The sequence below is a fragment of the Methylobacterium pseudosasicola genome (assembly GCF_900114535.1).
Classification (GTDB): domain Bacteria; phylum Pseudomonadota; class Alphaproteobacteria; order Rhizobiales; family Beijerinckiaceae; genus Methylobacterium; species Methylobacterium pseudosasicola.
In genome coordinates this window covers 40,545-59,049 of the sequence record NZ_FOTK01000022.1, presented here as the reverse complement: position 1 = coordinate 59,049, position 18,505 = coordinate 40,545, and the positions used below count along the sequence as shown (strand labels likewise).

Genomic DNA, 18,505 nt, shown 5'->3' with positions numbered 1-18,505 from the left:
CGGACGATTTGCCCGCCCGCCGAGGCTAGATCCGTCCGGGCGCGAACGGAAGCGGATCGACACCGCGGCGACGCGCCCGTGATCCCCGCCGCCCCTCGTGCGTTCCCCTCATCCGGACACTGAGGGGCCGGGAGGAGGACGGCATGACCGAGCAGAACACCGGTGACGTGCGGATCGAACCCTATGACAGCCCGGCCGGCGGCTGGGGCTCCGCCCGCTCGTTGGTCGAGATCCTGACCCGCGAGGGCGTTCCGGTCACCGGCTCGGCAATGCTGATGAAGCAGAACAAGCCGGACGGGTTCATGTGCGTCTCCTGCGCGTGGGCGAAGCCGGCCAAGCCCCTGGCCTTCGAGTATTGCGAGAACGGCGCCAAGGCGACCGCCTGGGAGCAGACCCGCCGGCGGGCGACCCCGGACTTCTTCGCCGCCCACACGGTCACCGAGCTGCTCGGCTGGAGCGACTACGCGCTGGAGGAGCAGGGCCGCCTCACGCATCCGATGCGCTACGATCCCGAGACCGACCGGTACCGGCCGGTCTCCTGGGGCGAAGCCTTCGCCGAGATCGGGCAGGAGCTGAAGGCGCTGCGCGCCGAGGACCCGAAATCGGTGGTGTTCTACGCCTCCGGCCGGGCCTCGCTGGAGACCAGCTATATGTGGGCGCTGCTCGCGCGCCTCTACGGCAACAACAACCTGCCGGACTCCTCCAACATGTGCCACGAGCCGACCTCGGTGGCGCTGCCGCAATCGATCGGCGCTCCGGTCGGCACGGTGCTGCTTGAGGATTTCGAGACCACCGACCTGCTGTTCTTCTTCGGTCAGAATGTCGGCTCGAACGCGCCCCGGATGCTCCATCCGCTCCAGGAGGCGCGCCGCCGGGGGGCGCAGATCATCACCTTCAACCCCCTGCGCGAGCGCGGGCTCGAGCGCTTCACCAATCCGCAATCGCCGGTGGAGATGCTGACGCGCTCGGCCACCAAGATCTCGACGCAGTACCACCAGGTGAAGGCCGGCGGCGATCTCGCGGCGCTCACCGGCCTGTGCAAGATCCTCATCGCCCAGGATCGGGAAGCCGTAGCCGCGGGCAAGCCTGCGGTGCTCGACCACGCCTTCATCGCCGAGCATACAAACGGCTTCGAGGACTTCGTGGCGTTCTGCGATCGCGCGGATTGGCCCGGGATCGAGCGCCGTTCCGGCCTCACCCGCACCGCCCTTGAGGCCGCCGCTGCGGCCTATGCCCGGGCCAAGGCGGTCATCGGCATCTACGGGATGGGGCTGACCCAGCACCGCAAGGGCACCGAGACCGTGCGGATGCTGGTGAACCTGCTGCTGCTGCGGGGCAATATCGGCAAGCCCGGCGCCGGGATCTGCCCGGTGCGCGGCCATTCCAACGTGCAGGGCCAGCGCACGGTCGGCATCACCGAGAAGCCGGAGCTGGCGCCCCTCGACAGGCTGAAGGAACTCTACGATTTCGAGCCGCCACGGGAGAAGGGGCTCAACACCGTCGAGAGCTGTGAGGGCATCCTGGACGGCAGCGTCCGGGCCTTCGTCAGCCTCGGCGGCAATTTTCTGCGCGCCATCCCCGATACCGGCCGGATGGAGCCGGCCTGGCGCCGGCAGCGCCTGACCGTGCAGATCTCGACCAAGCTCAACCGCTCGCATCTGGTCAACGGCACCGTCGCCTACATCCTGCCCTGCCTCGGCCGGATCGAGATCGACCAGCAGGCGAGCGGGCCGCAGGCCGTGTCGATGGAGGATTCCACCGCACGCTTCCACGGCTCCCGGGGCGTGTCCGATCCGGTCGGTCCGGATGTGCGCTCCGAGCCCTGGATCGTGGCCGAGATCGCCAAGGCGGCGCTGCCGCATAACCCGCGGATCGACTGGGATGCCTGGGTCGCCGATTATGCCCGGGTGCGCGACGCCATCGAGGCGACCTACCCGAAGGTATTCCACGACCTGAACGGCCAGATGTTCCGGCCCGGCGGGATCACCAAGCCGCTCGGCGCCCGCGACCGGAAATGGGAGACCGAGACCGGCAAGGCCAATTTCGCCGTGCCCGAGGGTCTGGAGGCCGATCCCGACCTGCCGGAGCGCGGCCCGGACGTGCTCGACCTGATCACCCTCCGGTCGAACGACCAGTTCAACACCACGGTCTACGGCTACGACGACCGCTTCCGCGGGGTGAAGGGCACCCGCGACATCCTGTTCATGAACCGGGCCGACATCACCCGGCTCGGGCTCAAGGATGGCGGCTCCGTCGATGTGGAGGCGGTGGCGGGCGATCAGGTCGCGCGGCGCGTGGGCGGCTTGCGGGTGATCGCCTACGATATCCCCCCGGGGAATTGCGGCGGCTACTACCCGGAGCTGAACGTCCTGCTGCCGCTCTGGCATCACGACGAGCAGTCCAAGACCCCAGCCGCCAAGGCCATCACCGTGCGGGTGACGGCCGCGACCTGAGCCGGGGGATCTGGCGCGGCGCCGTTCTCTCCGGCAAAGAGCCTGGATGGATCAGGTCACGCCCCGAGACGTGGAGCCGCGCCTGCGCGGTCTCCTGGACCTGATCGCGGCGGGTACGCCCGTCCGCGAGCCGGGCCTCGACCTCGCGCATGTGGATGCCAGCAGCACGGCGCTGGCCACCGTGGCGCCGGCCGATGCCGAATCCGGTGGCCTTCCCCTGGCGGGTGCGGACCTGTCCCGCGCCCGCATGGAGGAGGCCGACCTGTCCGGCGCGAATCTGCGCCGGGCAAGCCTCACCGGGGCGGTCGGGCGCTCGACCCGGTTCATCGGGGCGATCCTGGAAGAGGCCGACCTGTCCGAGGCCGACCTGTCGGGGGCGGATTTCAGCGGCATCGTGGCGGGCCAGGTCAGGTTTGCCGAAGCGATGCTGGAGGATGCTCGCTTCGGGCAGGCCGCCATGCGCTTCGCCGATCTGTCGGGGGCGCTGCTCGACGGGGCGAATTTCGCCGAAGCGGATCTCTGGGGCGCGAATTTCTCCGGCGCGGACGCCGACGACACCGTGTTCCGGGACGCACGGCTCGACGAAGCCAAGCTCGCCGACGCCAACCTGACCCATGCCGATTTCGAGGGCGCGAGCCTGACTAAGGCGTCCCTGGCGGGCTCGCGCCTGCGCGGCGCCAAGTTCACCGGGGCGAAGCTCGACGGTGCCGACCTGTCCGGCGCCGACCTGTCGGATACCGACCTCGTCCGGCTCAACCTCGCCACCTGCCGGCTGCGGCACGCCCGCTTCGCCGGCGCCTGGCTCAACGGCACCCGGATGAGCGTCGAGCAGCTCGGCGGCGCCGTGGGCGAAGAGGTGGCGGGTGCTTACGAGCTGGCGCAGGCCAGCTACCTCGCCCTGGAGCAGAACTGGAAGAGCATCGGCAGCCACGATGCGGCGAGCTGGGCCTACAAGCGTGGCCGCCGGATGGGCCGCTTCCATGCCGGACAGCAGGCGCGCGCGGCCTGGGACCGGCGGGACTGGGCCGGGGTGCTGGGCTACGGCTATCGCTGGAGCGCCGACCGCTTCGTCGAGTGGCTGTGCGATTACGGCGAGAGCCTGTCGCGCATCGCCCGGGCCTTCGCGCTGCTGATCGTCGTGTTCGCTGGCCTCTACGGGCTCACCGGCGGCCTCTACGTGACGGAGGGCCCCGAGGCGGGCCCGACCTACAATCCCATCGACCTGATGAGCTACAGCGCGCTCAACATGATGACCGCCAACCCGCCGGAGATCGGCCTCAAGCCGACCGGGCGAGTGACCAACCTACTGGTCGGCCTGGAGGGCGCGGTCGGCATCATTCTGATGGGGCTCTACGGCTTCGTGCTGGGCAACCGGCTGCGCCGGTGAAATCCGTCAGTCGGTCCCGCTGCCGTTCAGCCGCTCGATCAGGATTCCGAGATCCTTGCGCAGGGCCTGGATCTCCGGCTCGCTGAGTTCCAGCTGGCACATCACGCTCTCGCGCACCGTGACGGCGTCCGCCCGCAGGGCCGCGCCCTGCGGCGTCAGCGCGATCTCGACCTCGCGCTCGTCCGACTGACGCCGGGTCCGGACCAGAAACCCCGCGCTCTCCAGCCGCTTCAGCACCGGCGTAAGCGTGCCGGAATCGAGCCGCAGTCGACGCCCGATCTCCGAGACCGTCACGCCGTCCTGCTCCCACAGCACCAGCAGAACCAGATATTGCGGATAGGTCAGGCCGAGCCGTTCCAGCAGCGGCCGGTAAGACTTCGTCATCCGGTGCGCGGCAGCGTAGAGCGCGTAGCACAGCTGGTTATCGAGCAGGAGCGGATCCGTCACCTGCTCCGTCTCGACCGTGTCTACTGAATACGACATGTTGCTCGCCCATCGCGGTCCGGGTGCCGCTCGTCTCGCACCGCGACCGCGGGTTGGTCATCCTAGCATAACACGCTCGATAGGCGTGCAAGCGCTTGCTCGACCCACGCTTTCTCAACAAGCGCGGCGCCCCGGCGCTCCGTCATTTGGCGATGACAAGTGCGATAGGCTGTCCAGGAAGCCAGCTTCGTCCTCCAGCGTACGCAAGTCGAGCACGATCGCGTCGTCGCTGATGCGGCCGATCACGGGCACCGGCAATCCGCGCAGGCGTTCGGCCAGGCGCTTGCAGCGGCCCCCGGCGCCGCGGCGCCCGCCCTCCCCATCCGGCGTCAGCACCACGGCGGCGCTGGGCAGGGTCTCCACCGGCAGCGCGCCGGAGCCGATCTGGCTGATGCACTCCGCCACCGAGACCGTGGCCCAGCCGGACAGATGCTCCGCGATTGCCGGGACGAGGGCGTGGGCCTGCGCGTCGATCGCCGCCTGCGGGCGGGTGAGCAGGCGCAGGGTCGGCAGTTCCTCGGCCAGCTGCTCGGGGTGGAGATAGAGCCGCAGCACCGCCTCCAGGGCCGCGTAGGTCATCTTGTCGACCCGCAGCGCCCGCTTCAGCGGGTTCTTGCGCACCCGGGCGATCAGGTCCTTGCGCCCGGCCACGATCCCGCACTGGACCGCGCCGAGCAACTTGTCGCCGCTGAAGGTCACGACATCCGCCCGCGCCAGGGCCGCCCGAACGGTGGGCTCGGGCGGCAGGCCGTAGGCGGCGAGGTCGACCAGGCTACCGCTGCCGAGATCCTCCGCCAGGGGGACGCCGTGCTCCTGGCAGAGGGCGTGGAGCGCCATCGGCTCCGCCTCGGCGGTGAAGCCGGTGATCGCGTAATTGCTCGGATGCACCTTCATGACGAGGCCGGTGCGGGGCCCGAGCGCCTCGGCGAAGTCGCGCAGATGGGTGCGGTTGGTGGTGCCGACCTCCCGCAGCCGGCAGCCGGCCCGGGCCATCACGTCGGGCACGCGGAACGAGCCGCCGATCTCCACAAGCTCGCCGCGCGAGACCACCACCTCCCTGCGCATGGCGAGCGCGTTCAGCACCAGCAGGACCGCGGCGGCGTTGTTGTTGACGACGACCGCAGCCTCGGCCCCGGTCAGGCGGCAGATCAGTCCTTCCACATGGTCGTCGCGCTCGCCCCGGGCGCCGGTGGCGAGATCGAATTCGAGGTTGCTCGCCTGGACCATCACGGCGGCCACGGCCTCGGCGGCCGAGCGCGGCAGGAGCGCGCGGCCGAGATTGGTGTGCAGAACCGTGCCGGTGAGGTTGAAGACCGGCTGAAGGGACGGACGCCGTTCCGCCGCGAGTTTTTTGGCCACCGCAGACCGGATCGCCGCCTCGTCCGGCACCGGGCCGCCCTGCACGCGGATCTCGGCGAGGATGGTGCGCACCGCCTCCGTGACGGCCGTGCGCCCATAGGTGGTGAGGACTTCTTCTGATGCCCCGCCGACGAGACGTTCCACCGAAGGAATCCGGCGTGGGGCCTGCGTGGCGTCGTCGAGAGTCGGGCGTGCGGGCGCTGAGTCTGTCATGTGCCGCTGAGAGATAACGATCGCCGCGCCCGGGACCAGCCCGGCGCGGCGCGCGCGATCCCCGCAGGATTGGCACCGGAGCGGCCTAAGTTTAAGGGCTCCCGGTGAATGAAGCGGCCGGCCCCGCATCCATCGCCGACCCGCGGGAGACGCCGCCCATGTCCCGATCCGACATCGTCATCCATCCCATGATCCTGTGCGGTGGCACGGGGACGCGTCTGTGGCCGGCGTCGCGGGAGAGCATGCCCAAGCAGTTCGCCCGGCTGGTGGACGCGAAAACCTCGACCTTCCAGGCCAGCCTGGAGCGCGTCGCCGACGCGTCCGTGTTCGCCAAGCCCACCGTGATCGCCTCGGCCGAGGCCCGGTTCATCGTCGCCGAGCAGTGCGGCCAGTGCGGGATCGCCGCCGACATCGTGCTCGAACCGCAAGGGCGCGACAGCGCCGCCGCGGTGGCGGTGGCGGCGCTGCACGCCGCCGCGATCGACCCGCAGGCCGTGGTGCTGATCATGGCCGCCGACCACGTCGTGCCGGACACGCAGGCCTTCGTCGACGCCGTCAAGGCCGCCGCCATCGGCGCGCGGGCCGGCTACACCATGACGCTCGGCATCGAGCCGACCCGCCCGGCCTCGGATTACGGCTACATCCGGCGCGGCGCCCCGATCCCCGAGGCGCAGGGCGCCGCGCGGGTGGAAAAGTTCGTGGAGAAGCCGGATCGGGCCGGCGCCGAGGCGCTGATCGCGGACGGGGCTTTGTGGAACTCGGGCTACTTCCTGTTCCGCGCCGACCTGATGCTGGCCGAGCTCGAAGCCTTCGTACCCGACGTCCTCGACGCCGCCCGCGCCGCCCTCGATGCGGCCGTGACGGACCTCGACTTCGTCCGGCTCGACGGCGAGGCCTTCGCCCGGGCGCCGAAGACATCGATCGACTACGCGGTGATGGAGCGGACGGCGCGGGCCGGGGTTCTGCCGGTGTCGTTCCCGTGGTCGGATGTCGGGACCTGGGACGCGGTCTGGCAGGTGCTGGACCACGATGCCGAGGGCAACGCGGTGCGGGGCCGGGTGTCGCTGATCGGCACGAAGAACAGCCTGGTGCACAGCCAGGGCGAGGGCCTGACCGCGGTGGTGGGTCTGGAGGATGTCGTCGTGGTCTCGACGCCGGACGCGGTGCTGGTGGCGTCGAAAGCGCGCTCGGGGGAGGTCAAGCAGCTGGTCAACGCCCTGCGGGCGTCCGGCGAGCCGGAGGCGGACGCGCATCTGCGGATGTACCGGCCGTGGGGGTGGTACCAGCGGATCGACATCGGCGAGCGCTTCCAGGTGAAGCGGATCCAGGTCGTGCCGGGGGGACGTCTGTCGCTGCAGAAGCACTACCACCGGGCGGAGCACTGGGTGGTGGTGCGCGGCACCGCGGAGGTGACGGTGGACGAGCGGGTGGTGCTCGTCCACGAGAACGAGGCGGTGTATCTGCCGATCGGGTCGATGCACCGGCTGAACAATCCCGGCAAGATCCCGCTGGAGCTGATCGAGGTCCAGGTCGGCTCGTACACCGGCGAGGACGACATCATCCGCGTCGAGGATATCTACGGGCGCTGAGATCCCCCGACGGCGCCTGCGACGTGATCGCCCCCCGCCGCTTCGGAACCATGCGGGCTGCCGGGCGACTAACCCTCTGAGCGTGAATGCGCCGGCCCCGTGGCCGGTCGCCCGATCGCGGATGTGGGGAAGACCGATGAAGCATAAGCCGCTCAGCGAGCAGGTCGTGGTGATCACCGGCGCATCGTCCGGGATCGGCCTCGCGACCGCCCGGATGGCGGCGGAGCGCGGCGCCCGGGTCGTGCTGGCCGCGCGCAGCGGCGATGCTCTGGCCAAGATCCAGGCCGAGATCGAAGGCGTCGGCGGCAAGGCGCTCCATGTGGTCGCCGATGTCGGCAACCGCGCCGACGTCCAGGCGGTTGCCGACCGGGCGATCGCCACGTTCGGTGGCTTCGACACCTGGGTCAATGTCGCGGGCGCCTCGATCTACGGCCGCCTGCGTGAAATCAGCGATGAAGACCATCAGCGCCTGATTCAGACCAATCTCTGGGGCACGATCTACGGGTCGCTCGTCGCCGTGGAACACCTGCACGAGCAGGGTGGCGCGCTGATCAATGTCGGCAGCATCGCCTCCGACCTCGCCTTCCCATTCCAGGGCATGTACGCGGCCTCGAAGCACGCGGTGAAAGGCTTCACCGAGGCCCTGCGCATGGAGCTGATGGTCGAGGATGCGCCGATCTCGGTGACGCTGGTCAAGCCGGCCTCGATCGACACGCCCCTGCCGCAGCGCGCCCGCAACTACATGGACCGGGAGCCGAGCCTGCCGCCGCCGATCTACCCCCCCGAGGAGGTCGCCAACGCGATCCTGCACGCTGCCGTGCATCCGCAGCGCGACATCTTCGTCGGTGGCGCCGGCAAGGCCTTCGTCGCCGGCAAGGAATTCGCCCCGGGCGCCTACGATCACATGGGCCCGGCGATCATCGCGATGCAGAAGCGCGGGATCCCGCCCCGCGACCCGGCGGGCGCCCTGCACGCGCCGGTCCCGGCCGGCGTCACCCGCGGCGACCCGCCCGTCTACGTGATGCGCACCAGCGCCTATACCCGGGCGAGCCTCCACCCGCTGGCGACGGCGGCCGGGCTCCTCGGGGTCGGCACAGTGGCGGCCCTGACCCTGATTGGGACCGCTCCGGCCCGCAGGAAGCGCCTGTAATTGGCCCTCGCTGCGCGCTCCCTCCCGGGGCCGGCCCATCCGACACCGGGTGAGCAGGCCGATCCCCGCATCGTTCCGCGCCGGTTCGTCCATCTGCCGGACGACCGGACCATCGCGTATGCCGAGACGGGCTCTGGCCCGGATCTCGTGGCGATCCACGGCACGCTGATGTGCCTGGAAGATCAATGGCTCGGGCCGGTGCCGGCCTTGGCCGAGCATTTCCGGGTGGTCGCCGTCGACCGCCCCGGCCATGGGTTCAGCCTGCGGCCGCGCGGGCGCGCCGCCGACATCTGGGATCAGGCCGCGTGTATCCGGGAAGCGATCCAACAGCTCGGCCTGGAGCGGCCGGTGATCCTCGGCCACTCGTTCGGCGGTGCGGTCGCGCTGGCCTACGGGATGCTCTACCCGGACGAGATCGCCGGGATCGTCTCCCTGGCACCGGTCTGCTTCCCGGAACTGCGCCTGGAGCATCTGCTGTTCGGGCCGCGGGCGCTGCCGCTGGGCGGCGATGTCCTGACCCGGATCTTGCACGCGTCGAGCGATCCGGCTCTGCTGCCGCTGCTCTGGAACGCGATGTTCCTGCCCCAGACGATGCCGCAGCGCTTCCGCCAGAACTTCCCGTTCGCCCTCGCGGGCCGTGCCGCGCAGATCACCGCCGAGGGCGAGGATGCCGGCTGGCTCTGGCCGGCGCTCACCCGCAGCGCAATGCGCTATTCCAGCCTCCGGGTCCCCACCCGCATCCTGTGCGGCGGCGCCGACATCGTAGTGAATTCCTACCTCCACGGGGCCGCGGCCGCCCGGATGATCCCGACGGCGACGCTGGAGATGCTGCCCGGGGCCGGCCACATGTTCCCCCATCTCCACACCGACGCGGTCGTAAGGGCGGCCCTGTCGATCGGGCGCTAGTCGTCTCCGCACGGATCCGGAGGCGGCCCGGGCAGCCAGCGCTCGTCGATATCGGTGGCGTTGCGATCGGCGAGCGGCTGCGTCTCGTCGCCCTCGGCGAAGATCACCACGTCCCCCGGCCCGACATCGCGGCTCGCGTAGAAATCCCAGCGCCGATGGATCACCCGCGGGCCGCCGAAAATGCGGACCGCGTTCCAGTAGCGGTCGTCCCGGAAGCCGACATAGTGAACCGACGGGGCGGAGGGGCGCTCACCCAAGCCACAGGACCTTGCGGGCTTCGGCAAGCAGGACCGCGTGCTGCACCGAGGCCGGTCCCTCATCGGGGATCGCGCTGCTCGCCTCACCGATCAACCGCCGGAATTTCTTGCGGTCCAAGCCGCGCCAGCTTTGACAGGCGAGGACCGCCGCCAGCACGGTCTGGACAGCCTCCGTCCGGTAGTTCGCCTCGGCCAGGGCGAGCCGACCCTCTGCCCCCCGGGCCGAGCCATCGGCCGGTCGCGGCCTCTCGCGTGACAGGACGGGATCGGACCCGTCATCGGGGAGCAGGTTGATGTCCCAGCTGACGTTCTCGCGCACGACCCGGGCGGGCGACCCGTAGGCCAGGGTGTTGCCCGGGATCACGCCGCTGACGATCGACTGGGCCCCGATGATCGCGCCGTCGCCGATATGCGCGCCCTTGAACACGCTGACATTGCGGCCGAGCCAGACCCGGTGGCCGACATGGATCGGCCGGGACGGGTTGATCCGCCGGCCGGAATCCAGATCGATGATCGAATGGGCGTCACTCACCCAGAAATTGACGCCCTCCGAGATCAGGCAATTGTGCCCAATCGTGATCGGCTTCGTCTCATGGACGTAGACCTGGCCCTCGTTGGCAAACGCGCTGTGATGCCCGATCAAGAGCTTGGAATGCGGGCAGACATAGATCTGCACGGAGGCCAAGCGCACGCCGTGCCCGATATGGACGGTAGAGCTCGGCCCGCAGGTGAGCGACATCCGCTCGAACGCGTTGGCCCCATCCCCGATCAGCACATGGCTGCCGTCACCGTTGATGGTGATCGTCCCATCGGACTTGTCCAAAAAATCCTGCGCGATCTGGATCTTGTTGTTGCCGTTGTTCAGCAGACGCACAGGCACACCATATCTCCGGGCACATCACGCAGACGTGGGTATGTAGTGTGAGGGCAGCGCGGATCGACCGCTGACATCTAGGCTAGGGCTGACGCGCGCGCCGCCTACCGGATCCAGATGCGCGCTTGCCGATGACCGGCTCGCCCTTCCGCGAACCGACGGGATTCTTTCCCACGATGCGCGACACCACCCGAGGCACGCGGGAAATATTGGCGGTGAGGGAACCGCCCGAACGTGAAGACCCGACCCAGACCTTGGTCAGTCCTGGTGGGCGGTGAGGGACTCGAACCCCCGACCCTCTCCGTGTAAAGGAGACGCTCTACCAACTGAGCTAACCGCCCGGCGGCCGACCGTTACGGCATGGGGTCGGTGTGAGGCAAGAGGGCTCCGTCAGGGCTCGGCCAGCCGGCGGGCGAGCGTGGGCGCGAGGCCGATGCTCTCCATGGGGTTCGGGCGCGCCGTCAGCTCTGGAGGAGCGGCCGCGGCGGCCAGGACTGCGCGGGTGCCGGCTTCAACCGAGCAGATCAGCGGGCACGGGACCTGCGGGGCGAGGCGCTGGGCGAGGCCTGCGAGGCCGGCACCGCCGAGGATTACCGTCGCCGCGCCGGCTTCGTGGCAGTCGCGGCAGGCCTGCGCCAGGGCGGCGAGGGCACGGTCCGGGTCTTCGGCGATGGCGCCGCCGCTCGGGGCGACCGTGGTGATCGCTGCGAGGCGATCGGATAGGCCGAGCGTGCCGACGAATTTCCGGAGCATCGGCTCCCAGGCCGCGCCGCCGGTCACGATGCCGAATCGGCCCGCGGTGGCGGCTTCATGGCAGGCCGCCTCGGCCATGCCGATCACTGGCACCGGGGACAGCTCCCGCAGGGCGAGCAGGCCGGGATCGCCGAAGCAGGCAAGATAGACCGCATCGCATCCGTTGCCGTGCTCGGCCAGGGCGTCGAGAGCGGCATGGCCGGCGATGGCCGAGGCCGCACGGCTCGCGATGTAGCGGGCGCCGAAACGGCCAGTCACAGCCAGCAGCTCCGCCCGATCACCGATCTGCCGACGCACATGCCCGGCGACGAGGTCGGTGACAGTCTGGCTCGTGTTGGGGTTGATCAGCAGGATGCGCATCGACGGACCTCCCACGAAAAAGCCCCCGGAGCCGGGCTCCGGGGGCTGTTGTCGTCACGTCACGGGGACGGTCAGTGGGCGATGAACGCCGCGCCGTCCTCTTCGGTCCGGGCGGGCTTGGCCACCGGCAGAGGCTCTTCCCACTCGATGGCGACCGGCGCACGCACCAGGGCCTTCTCCAGCACCTGATCCATCCGGGAGACCGGGATGATCTCCAGTCCGTTCTTCACGCTGTCGGGCACCTCGGCGATGTCCTTGGCGTTCTCCTCGGGGATCAGCACCGTCTTGATGCCACCGCGCAGAGCGGCGAGCAGCTTCTCCTTCAGGCCGCCGATCGGAAGGACCCGACCGCGGAGCGTCACCTCGCCAGTCATGGCAATGTCGCGGCGGACAGCGATGCCGGTCAGCGTCGAGACGATGGCGGTGGCCATGGCGATGCCGGCGGACGGGCCGTCCTTCGGGGTCGCCCCCTCCGGCACGTGGACGTGGATGTCGCGACGCTCGAACAGCGGCGGCTCGATCCCGAAATCGATCGCCCGCGAGCGCACATAGGATGCGGCCGCCGAGATCGACTCCTTCATCACATCCTTCAGGTTGCCCGTGACGGTCATCTTGCCCTTGCCGGGCATCATGACACCCTCGATCGTCAGCAACTCGCCGCCGACCTCGGTCCAGGCCAGACCCGTGACCACGCCGACCTGATCGTCCGCGTCGATCTCGCCGTAGCGGAACTTCGGCGGGCCGAGGAAGACCGGAAGGGTTTCCACATTCACTGCGACCGACTTGGTCTTGGTGATCAGGATCTCCTTCACCGCCTTGCGGATCAAGTTGGACAGCTCGCGCTCCAAGTTACGGACGCCGGCTTCCCGCGTGTAGCGGCGGACCAGCATCATCAACCCGTCGTCGTCGATCGACCACTCGTGGGTCCCGAGGCCATGCTTCTTCAAGGCATTCGGGATCAGGTGCTTGCGCGCGATCTCGACCTTCTCCTCCTCGGTGTATCCGGCGATGCGGATCACCTCCATCCGGTCCATGAGCGGGCCGGGGATGTTGAGGGTGTTAGCCGTGGTCACGAACATCACGTTCGAGAGGTCGTAGTCCACCTCCAGGTAGTGGTCGTTGAAGGTGCTGTTCTGCTCAGGGTCGAGCACCTCGAGGAGCGCCGCCGACGGATCGCCGCGGAAATCCATGCCCATCTTGTCGATCTCGTCGAGCAGGATGAGCGGGTTCGAGGTCTTGGCCTTGCGCATCGACTGGACGATCTTGCCCGGCATCGAGCCGATATAAGTCCGGCGGTGACCGCGGATCTCAGCCTCGTCACGCACGCCGCCGAGCGACATACGCACGAACTCGCGACCCGTCGCCTTGGCGATGGACTTGCCGAGCGAGGTCTTGCCGACGCCGGGAGGGCCAACGAGGCACAGGATCGGGCCGGTGAGCTTGTTCGCCCGCTGCTGCACGGCGAGGTACTCGACGATCCGCTCCTTGACCTTGTCCAGGCCGAAATGGTCGTTGTCCAGCAGGACCTGGGCGCCGAGCAGATCCTTCTTGATCTTCGAGCGCTTGCCCCACGGGATGCCGAGCATCCAGTCCAGGTAGTTGCGCACCACCGTCGCCTCGGCGGACATCGGCGACATCTGCCGGAGCTTCTTCAGCTCGGCAGTAGCCTTGTCGCGGGCCTCCTTGGTGAACTTGGTCTTCTCGATCTTCTCCTCGAGCTCGGCCAGCTCATCGCGGCCGTCCTCAGAGTCGCCCAGCTCCTTCTGGATCGCCTTCATCTGCTCGTTGAGGTAGTACTCGCGCTGGGTCTTCTCCATCTGCCGCTTGACGCGGGTCCGGATGCGCTTCTCCACCTGGAGCACGGAGATCTCGCTCTCCATCAGCGACAGCACGCGCTCGAGGCGCTGCGCCACCGTGGGCGTCTCCAGGATGCCCTGCTTGTCGGAGATCTTGACCAGCAGGTGCGAGCCGATCGTGTCGGCGAGCTTCGACGGCTCGTCGATCTGGGTCACGGCCGAGACGACCTCGGGGGAGATCTTCTTGTTGAGCTTGACGTAGTTCTCGAACTCCGAGAGCACCGAGCGCGCGAGCGCCTCCGCCTCGACGCGGTCGCCGAGCTCGTCGTGCAGGGCCTCGGCGGTGGCCTCATAATATTCGTCGGAGCGGGTGAAGCCCGTCACCTTGGCGCGGCCGATGCCCTCGACCAGCACCTTCACGGTGCCGTCGGGCAGCTTCAGAAGCTGCAGCACGGAAGCGAGCGTTCCGATCTTGTAGATCGCGTCGGTGGCCGGATCGTCGTCGCCCGCATTGATCTGGGTGGCGAGCAGGATGTGGCGATCGGTGCGCACGGCCTCTTCAAGGGCGCGGATCGACTTCTCGCGACCGACGAACAGGGGCACGATCATGTGCGGGAAAACGACGATGTCGCGCAGGGGGAGAACGGCGTAGGAACCCGTCGAGCCCGGGACGACCGGCTGGCGCGATTTCGATTGTGTCATGGTGACTTCCTCTCAGGGACGCCCAGCTTCGGTCCCCCAACGATGGGGCGAACCGACTGCCAGGGGCCGACCGGGCCGCGAGGGTCGGGATGGACGTGAACTTTGCGGCTGGCGACGCGGACCGTTCCTCGAAGGAGCGAGCGGCCACCGCGATGAGCCTGAGGTGGCTGCGGGGGGCAGCGTTTTCAAGATGTTCCCCGCGGCGCGCCCGGCCGGAGCCGGGCGCTTAACGCAACCCTACCAAGCGCTTACGCGCTTACGCTGGCGGGCGCTTCCTTGTTGCGGTCGCCGTGGATGTAGAGCGGGCGCGATTTGCCCTCGACCACCTCGGGACCGATCACAACCTGTTCCACGGATTCGAGACCCGGCAGATCGTACATCGTGTCGAGCAGGATCGTCTCCAGGATCGAGCGCAGGCCGCGGGCGCCGGTCTTCCGCTCGATCGCCTTGCGGGCGACCAGCGACAGCGCATCGTCCTGGAACGTCAGGTCGACATTCTCCATCTCGAACAGCCGCTGGTACTGCTTCACCAGGGCGTTCTTCGGCTCCTGAAGGATCTTCTTCAGCGCGGCTTCGTCGAGATCCTCAAGAGTCGCCAGGACCGGCAGGCGGCCGACGAACTCGGGGATGAGGCCGAACTTCAGCAGATCCTCGGGCTCCACCGAGCGGAAGATCTCGCCGGTGCGGCGGTCGTCCGGGGCCTGCACGCTGGCGCCGAAGCCGATCGAGGTGCCCTTGCCGCGCTGGGAAATGATCCGCTCCAGCCCCGCGAAGGCGCCGCCGCAGATGAACAGGATGTTGGTGGTGTCGACCTGCAGGAATTCCTGCTGCGGATGCTTGCGGCCGCCCTGCGGCGGCACGGAGGCGACCGTGCCCTCCATGATCTTCAGGAGCGCCTGCTGCACGCCCTCGCCGGACACGTCGCGGGTGATCGACGGGTTGTCGGACTTGCGGGAGATCTTGTCGATCTCATCGATGTAGACGATGCCGCGCTGCGCCCGCTCGACGTTGTAGTCCGAGGCCTGGAGCAGCTTGAGGATGATGTTTTCCACATCCTCGCCGACATAGCCGGCCTCGGTCAGGGTCGTGGCGTCCGCCATGGTGAACGGAACGTCGAGGATTCGGGCCAGGGTCTGCGCGAGCAGGGTCTTGCCCGAGCCGGTCGGCCCGATCAGCATGATGTTGGACTTGGCCAACTCGACGTCGTTGTGCTTCGTCGCGTGCGCGAGCCGCTTGTAGTGGTTGTGGACCGCGACCGAGAGGACCTTCTTGGCGAAGTCCTGGCCGATGACGTAATCGTCGAGGACCCGCCGGATCTCCTTCGGGGTCGGGACGCCATCGCGGCTCTTCACCAGCGAGGATTTCGACTCCTCGCGGATGATGTCCATGCACAGCTCGACGCACTCGTCGCAGATGAACACGGTCGGGCCGGCGATCAGCTTGCGGACCTCGTGCTGGCTCTTGCCGCAGAACGAGCAATACAGCGTGCTCTTGGAGTCGTTGCCGCCAGTCTTGCTCATATCGGTCTCCGATTCGTCGCGTACGCAGCCGGCTAAGGGCGCACGCGCATCGCTTCAACGTAAGGGGGCCCGTTTAAAGAAACAGTATGCTGCGCGCCTTTGACCGATGGGCCCTGTCATCGGATGCAAACACGCTGCCGCGGCGGGATCAAGGCCACGCCGCGGCGGTCAGGCGACGCAACCCTCAGGCGGCTGCGGGCTCGGGACGCTTCTGGATGACCTCGTCGATGAGGCCGAACTCCTTGGCCGCATCCGCTGTCATGAAATTGTCGCGCTCCAGCGCGTTCTCAATGGCTGCGTAGTCACGGCCGGTATGCTTCACGTAGATCTCGTTCAGGCGCCGCTTCAGCGCCTCGATCTCGCGGGCATGGATCAGGATGTCGGTGGCCTGGCCCTGGAAGCCGCCGGAGGGCTGGTGGACCATGATCCGGGCGTTCGGCAGGGCGAAACGGTGCCCGGGCTCACCGGCGGTGAGCAGAAGCGAGCCCATCGAGGCGGCCTGGCCGACGCACAGGGTCGTCACCGGGCAGCGGATGAACTGCATCGTGTCGTAGATCGACAGGCCCGAGGTCACAACGCCGCCGGGGGAATTGATATAGAAGGAAATTTCCTTCTTGGGGTTCTCGGCCTCGAGAAACAGCAGCTGCGCCACGATCAGCGACGCACCGTAATCCTCAACGGGACCGGTGAGGAAGATGATGCGCTCGCGCAGGAGGCGGGAGTAGATGTCGAAGGCGCGCTCGCCGCGGCTCGACTGCTCGACGACCATCGGCACGAGTGCGTTGTTGTAGACGTCGATCGGATCTCTCATCTCGTCCTGCCCAGAGTGAGGCCCGGGGCTGCCGCGAATCAGGGCAGCCCGGGCATGTCAGCGAACACCGGCGATGCTTAACCATCGCCTAACCCTATGCCCGCCGTCCTGGGACAGTGCGGGGCTCAGTCGGCCTTAACCTCGGCCTTGTCTGCCGGCTTTTCGCCGGTCGTGTCGTCGTCATCCTCATCGGCGAAAAGCGTCTCTTTCGAGACCGGCTCCTCGACGAGTTTGACTTGACCGAGGACGTGGTCAACCACCTTCTCCTCGAACAGCGGCGCCCGAAGCTCGGCGAGCGCCTGCGGGTTCTTACGGTAGAAGTCCCACACCTGCTGCTCCTGGCCCGGGAACTGCCGGACCCGAGCGATGAGGGCTTGGTTCACCTCCTCGTCGGAAACCTTGATATCGGCGCTCTCGCCGACCTGTGCAAGCACGAGTCCGAGCCGTACGCGCCGCTCGGCGATCTTCCGGTAGTCGGCCTGGGCCTTCTCTTCGGTGGTGTCCTCGTCCTCGAAGCTCTTGCCGCGGGCCTTGAGGTCCTGCTCCACCTGCGCCCAGACGCTGGCGAATTCCTGCGCGACGAGCGTCGGCGGCAGCTCGAAGGCGTACTTGCCGTCGAGCGCGTCCAGGAGGTCCTTCTTGAGCTTGCGACGCGAAGCCGCCTCGAAGTCGCCGCCGATCGCCTTGGCGATCGCCTCGCGCAGCTTCTCAAGGGAGTCCATGCCGAGCGACTTGGCGAACTCGTCGTCGATCTTGGCCTCGCCCGGGGCCTGGATCTTGGTGACGGTCACGTCGAACTCGGCGTCCTTGCCGGCGAGCTGCTCGGCGCCGTAGGCCTCCGGGAAGGTCGCCTTCACGACGCGCTTCTCGCCAACCTTGGCGCCGACGAGCTGCTCCTCGAAGCCCGGGATGAACGAGCCGGAGCCGAGCTCCAGGTCGATGCCCTCGCCCTTGCCGCCCTGGAATTCCTCGCCGTCGATGCGGCCGACGAAATCGATGGTGACGCGGTCGCCGTCCTGGGCTTCGGCGCCCTCTTCCCGCTCGGTGAACGGGCGGCTCTGGCCGGCCATGCGCTGCAGGGCCTCGTCGACCTCGGAGTCCTCGGGCTTGGCCACGAGCTTCTTGAGGCTGACGTCCGAGAGGTCCGCCAGCTCGAAGCTCGGCATCACCTCGAGGGCGACCTTGAAGGCCAGGTCGGCCTTGGCGTCGAGGGCCTTCTCGACCTCGGCCTGATCGGTCGGGAACTCGACCTGCGGCTCCAGGGCCAGCTTGAGGCCATTGTCGCTGACGATCTTGCGGTTCGCCTCGTTGACGGCGTTCTGCACCACCTCGGCCATGACCGAGCGGCCATAGACCTTGCGCAGATGCGCGACCGGGACCTTGCCGGGGCGGAAGCCCTTCAGCTGGACCTTGTCCTTCATGCCGGAGAGCTCGGTCGTCAGGCGCTCCTCGAGTTCCTGGGCGGCCAGCAGCACCTGAAACTCGCGCTTCAGACCCTGGGCGTTGATCTCGGTCACCTGCATCGTCGTCGTCGCTCTTCAAAAAACCTTGTGGTCGCCGGCCGGGCCGGCGTCGTGCGGCTTGGTCGCGCGGTCCGGGAAACGACGGTGTCGGATACGGGGATGAGGCGGCCCCGAGCGGGGCCGCGCCATCTCGAAGCGTCCTGGTGCGGGCGGAGGGGCTCGAACCCCCACGTCTTGCGACACTGGAACCTAAATCCAGCGCGTCTACCAGTTCCGCCACGCCCGCGCGTGCCGACACCCGGCGCGTCGCCGGCCGCCGGAAGCGCGCCCTATAGCATGGGCCGCACGGCTCGCAGCAAAAAACTTAACCTCCCGTGCCGGCGGTGGCGCGCGCCTGGGCACGCGGCTATCTACCGGGGCCTTTCGCGA

At 68.4% G+C, this 18,505-nt stretch carries 14 protein-coding genes and 2 tRNA genes; 5 read left to right on the top strand and 11 right to left on the bottom strand.

Translation table 11 applies throughout. The features are described from left to right. Nucleotides 1–143: 143 nt before the first annotated feature. Together BM228_RS20160 and BM228_RS20155 are read left to right on the top strand one after the other, a co-directional pair. Nucleotides 144–2,453, top strand: coding sequence for an FdhF/YdeP family oxidoreductase (locus BM228_RS20160; RefSeq protein WP_092043422.1), 2,310 nt, complete (start codon nt 144–146; stop codon nt 2,451–2,453). 46 nt (nt 2,454–2,499) lie between these two features. Next, the gene (locus BM228_RS20155) at nt 2,500–3,840 is read left to right on the top strand and encodes a pentapeptide repeat-containing protein (RefSeq protein WP_092043421.1); all 1,341 of its coding nucleotides are present in this window, start codon (nt 2,500–2,502) and stop codon (nt 3,838–3,840) included. A 6-nt stretch (nt 3,841–3,846) separates the two neighbouring features. On the opposite strand, the gene BM228_RS20150 is transcribed toward BM228_RS20155, so the two are convergent. Then, a complete protein-coding gene (locus BM228_RS20150) occupies nt 3,847–4,323 on the bottom strand; it encodes a MarR family winged helix-turn-helix transcriptional regulator (protein WP_092043419.1) in 477 nt (158 codons plus the stop codon). A gap of 114 nt (nt 4,324–4,437) precedes the next feature. Continuing rightward, nucleotides 4,438–5,895, bottom strand: coding sequence for an L-seryl-tRNA(Sec) selenium transferase (selA, locus tag BM228_RS20145; protein WP_092043418.1), 1,458 nt, complete (start codon nt 5,893–5,895; stop codon nt 4,438–4,440). Nucleotides 5,896–6,053: 158 nt separating this feature from the next. Between selA and BM228_RS20140 the strand changes: the two genes are divergently transcribed. From BM228_RS20140 to BM228_RS20130, 3 genes are all read left to right on the top strand, one after another. Further along, nucleotides 6,054–7,484 carry a mannose-1-phosphate guanylyltransferase/mannose-6-phosphate isomerase gene (locus BM228_RS20140; protein WP_092043495.1) on the top strand — a complete coding sequence of 477 codons (1,431 nt, stop codon included), beginning with the start codon at nt 6,054–6,056 and terminating at the stop codon, nt 7,482–7,484. A gap of 136 nt (nt 7,485–7,620) precedes the next feature. Then, on the top strand, nt 7,621–8,634 hold the full coding sequence (locus BM228_RS20135) for an SDR family oxidoreductase (RefSeq protein WP_092043416.1): 1,014 nt from the start codon (nt 7,621–7,623) through the stop codon (nt 8,632–8,634). Then, complete coding sequence (locus tag BM228_RS20130; RefSeq protein ID WP_092043414.1) at nt 8,635–9,540, top strand: alpha/beta fold hydrolase; 906 nt, start codon at nt 8,635–8,637, stop codon at nt 9,538–9,540. On the opposite strand, the gene BM228_RS20125 is transcribed toward BM228_RS20130, so the two are convergent. The 9 genes from BM228_RS20125 to BM228_RS20085 all read right to left on the bottom strand — a co-directional run bounded on the left by BM228_RS20125 (nt 9,537) and on the right by BM228_RS20085 (nt 18,362). After that, nucleotides 9,537–9,797 carry a hypothetical protein gene (locus BM228_RS20125; protein WP_092043413.1) on the bottom strand — a complete coding sequence of 87 codons (261 nt, stop codon included), beginning with the start codon at nt 9,795–9,797 and terminating at the stop codon, nt 9,537–9,539. The genes BM228_RS20130 and BM228_RS20125 overlap by 4 nt on opposite strands. Beyond that, complete coding sequence (locus BM228_RS20120) at nt 9,790–10,677, bottom strand: acyltransferase (protein WP_139234134.1); 888 nt, start codon at nt 10,675–10,677, stop codon at nt 9,790–9,792. The genes BM228_RS20125 and BM228_RS20120 overlap by 8 nt, the downstream gene beginning before the upstream one ends. A 259-nt stretch (nt 10,678–10,936) precedes the next feature. After that, nucleotides 10,937–11,012 (bottom strand) — tRNA-Val (locus BM228_RS20115). Between the two features lie 49 nt (nt 11,013–11,061). After that, a complete protein-coding gene (locus BM228_RS20110; protein ID WP_092043410.1) occupies nt 11,062–11,784 on the bottom strand; it encodes an aspartate/glutamate racemase family protein in 723 nt (240 codons plus the stop codon). A gap of 71 nt (nt 11,785–11,855) precedes the next feature. Beyond that, nucleotides 11,856–14,282 carry an endopeptidase La gene (lon, locus tag BM228_RS20105; protein WP_092043408.1) on the bottom strand — a complete coding sequence of 809 codons (2,427 nt, stop codon included), beginning with the start codon at nt 14,280–14,282 and terminating at the stop codon, nt 11,856–11,858. A 248-nt stretch (nt 14,283–14,530) separates the two neighbouring features. Then, nucleotides 14,531–15,802 (bottom strand): ATP-dependent Clp protease ATP-binding subunit ClpX, encoded by a 1,272-nt coding sequence (gene clpX, locus BM228_RS20100; protein ID WP_007567156.1) that lies wholly within the window; start codon nt 15,800–15,802, stop codon nt 14,531–14,533. 184 nt (nt 15,803–15,986) lie between these two features. Further along, nucleotides 15,987–16,613 carry an ATP-dependent Clp protease proteolytic subunit gene (locus BM228_RS20095; protein ID WP_007567155.1) on the bottom strand — a complete coding sequence of 209 codons (627 nt, stop codon included), beginning with the start codon at nt 16,611–16,613 and terminating at the stop codon, nt 15,987–15,989. A gap of 125 nt (nt 16,614–16,738) precedes the next feature. Next, on the bottom strand, nt 16,739–18,136 hold the full coding sequence (gene tig / locus BM228_RS20090) for a trigger factor (RefSeq protein ID WP_092043406.1): 1,398 nt from the start codon (nt 18,134–18,136) through the stop codon (nt 16,739–16,741). A gap of 141 nt (nt 18,137–18,277) precedes the next feature. Further along, nucleotides 18,278–18,362, bottom strand: a tRNA-Leu gene (locus tag BM228_RS20085). Nucleotides 18,363–18,505: the final 143 nt, after the last annotated feature.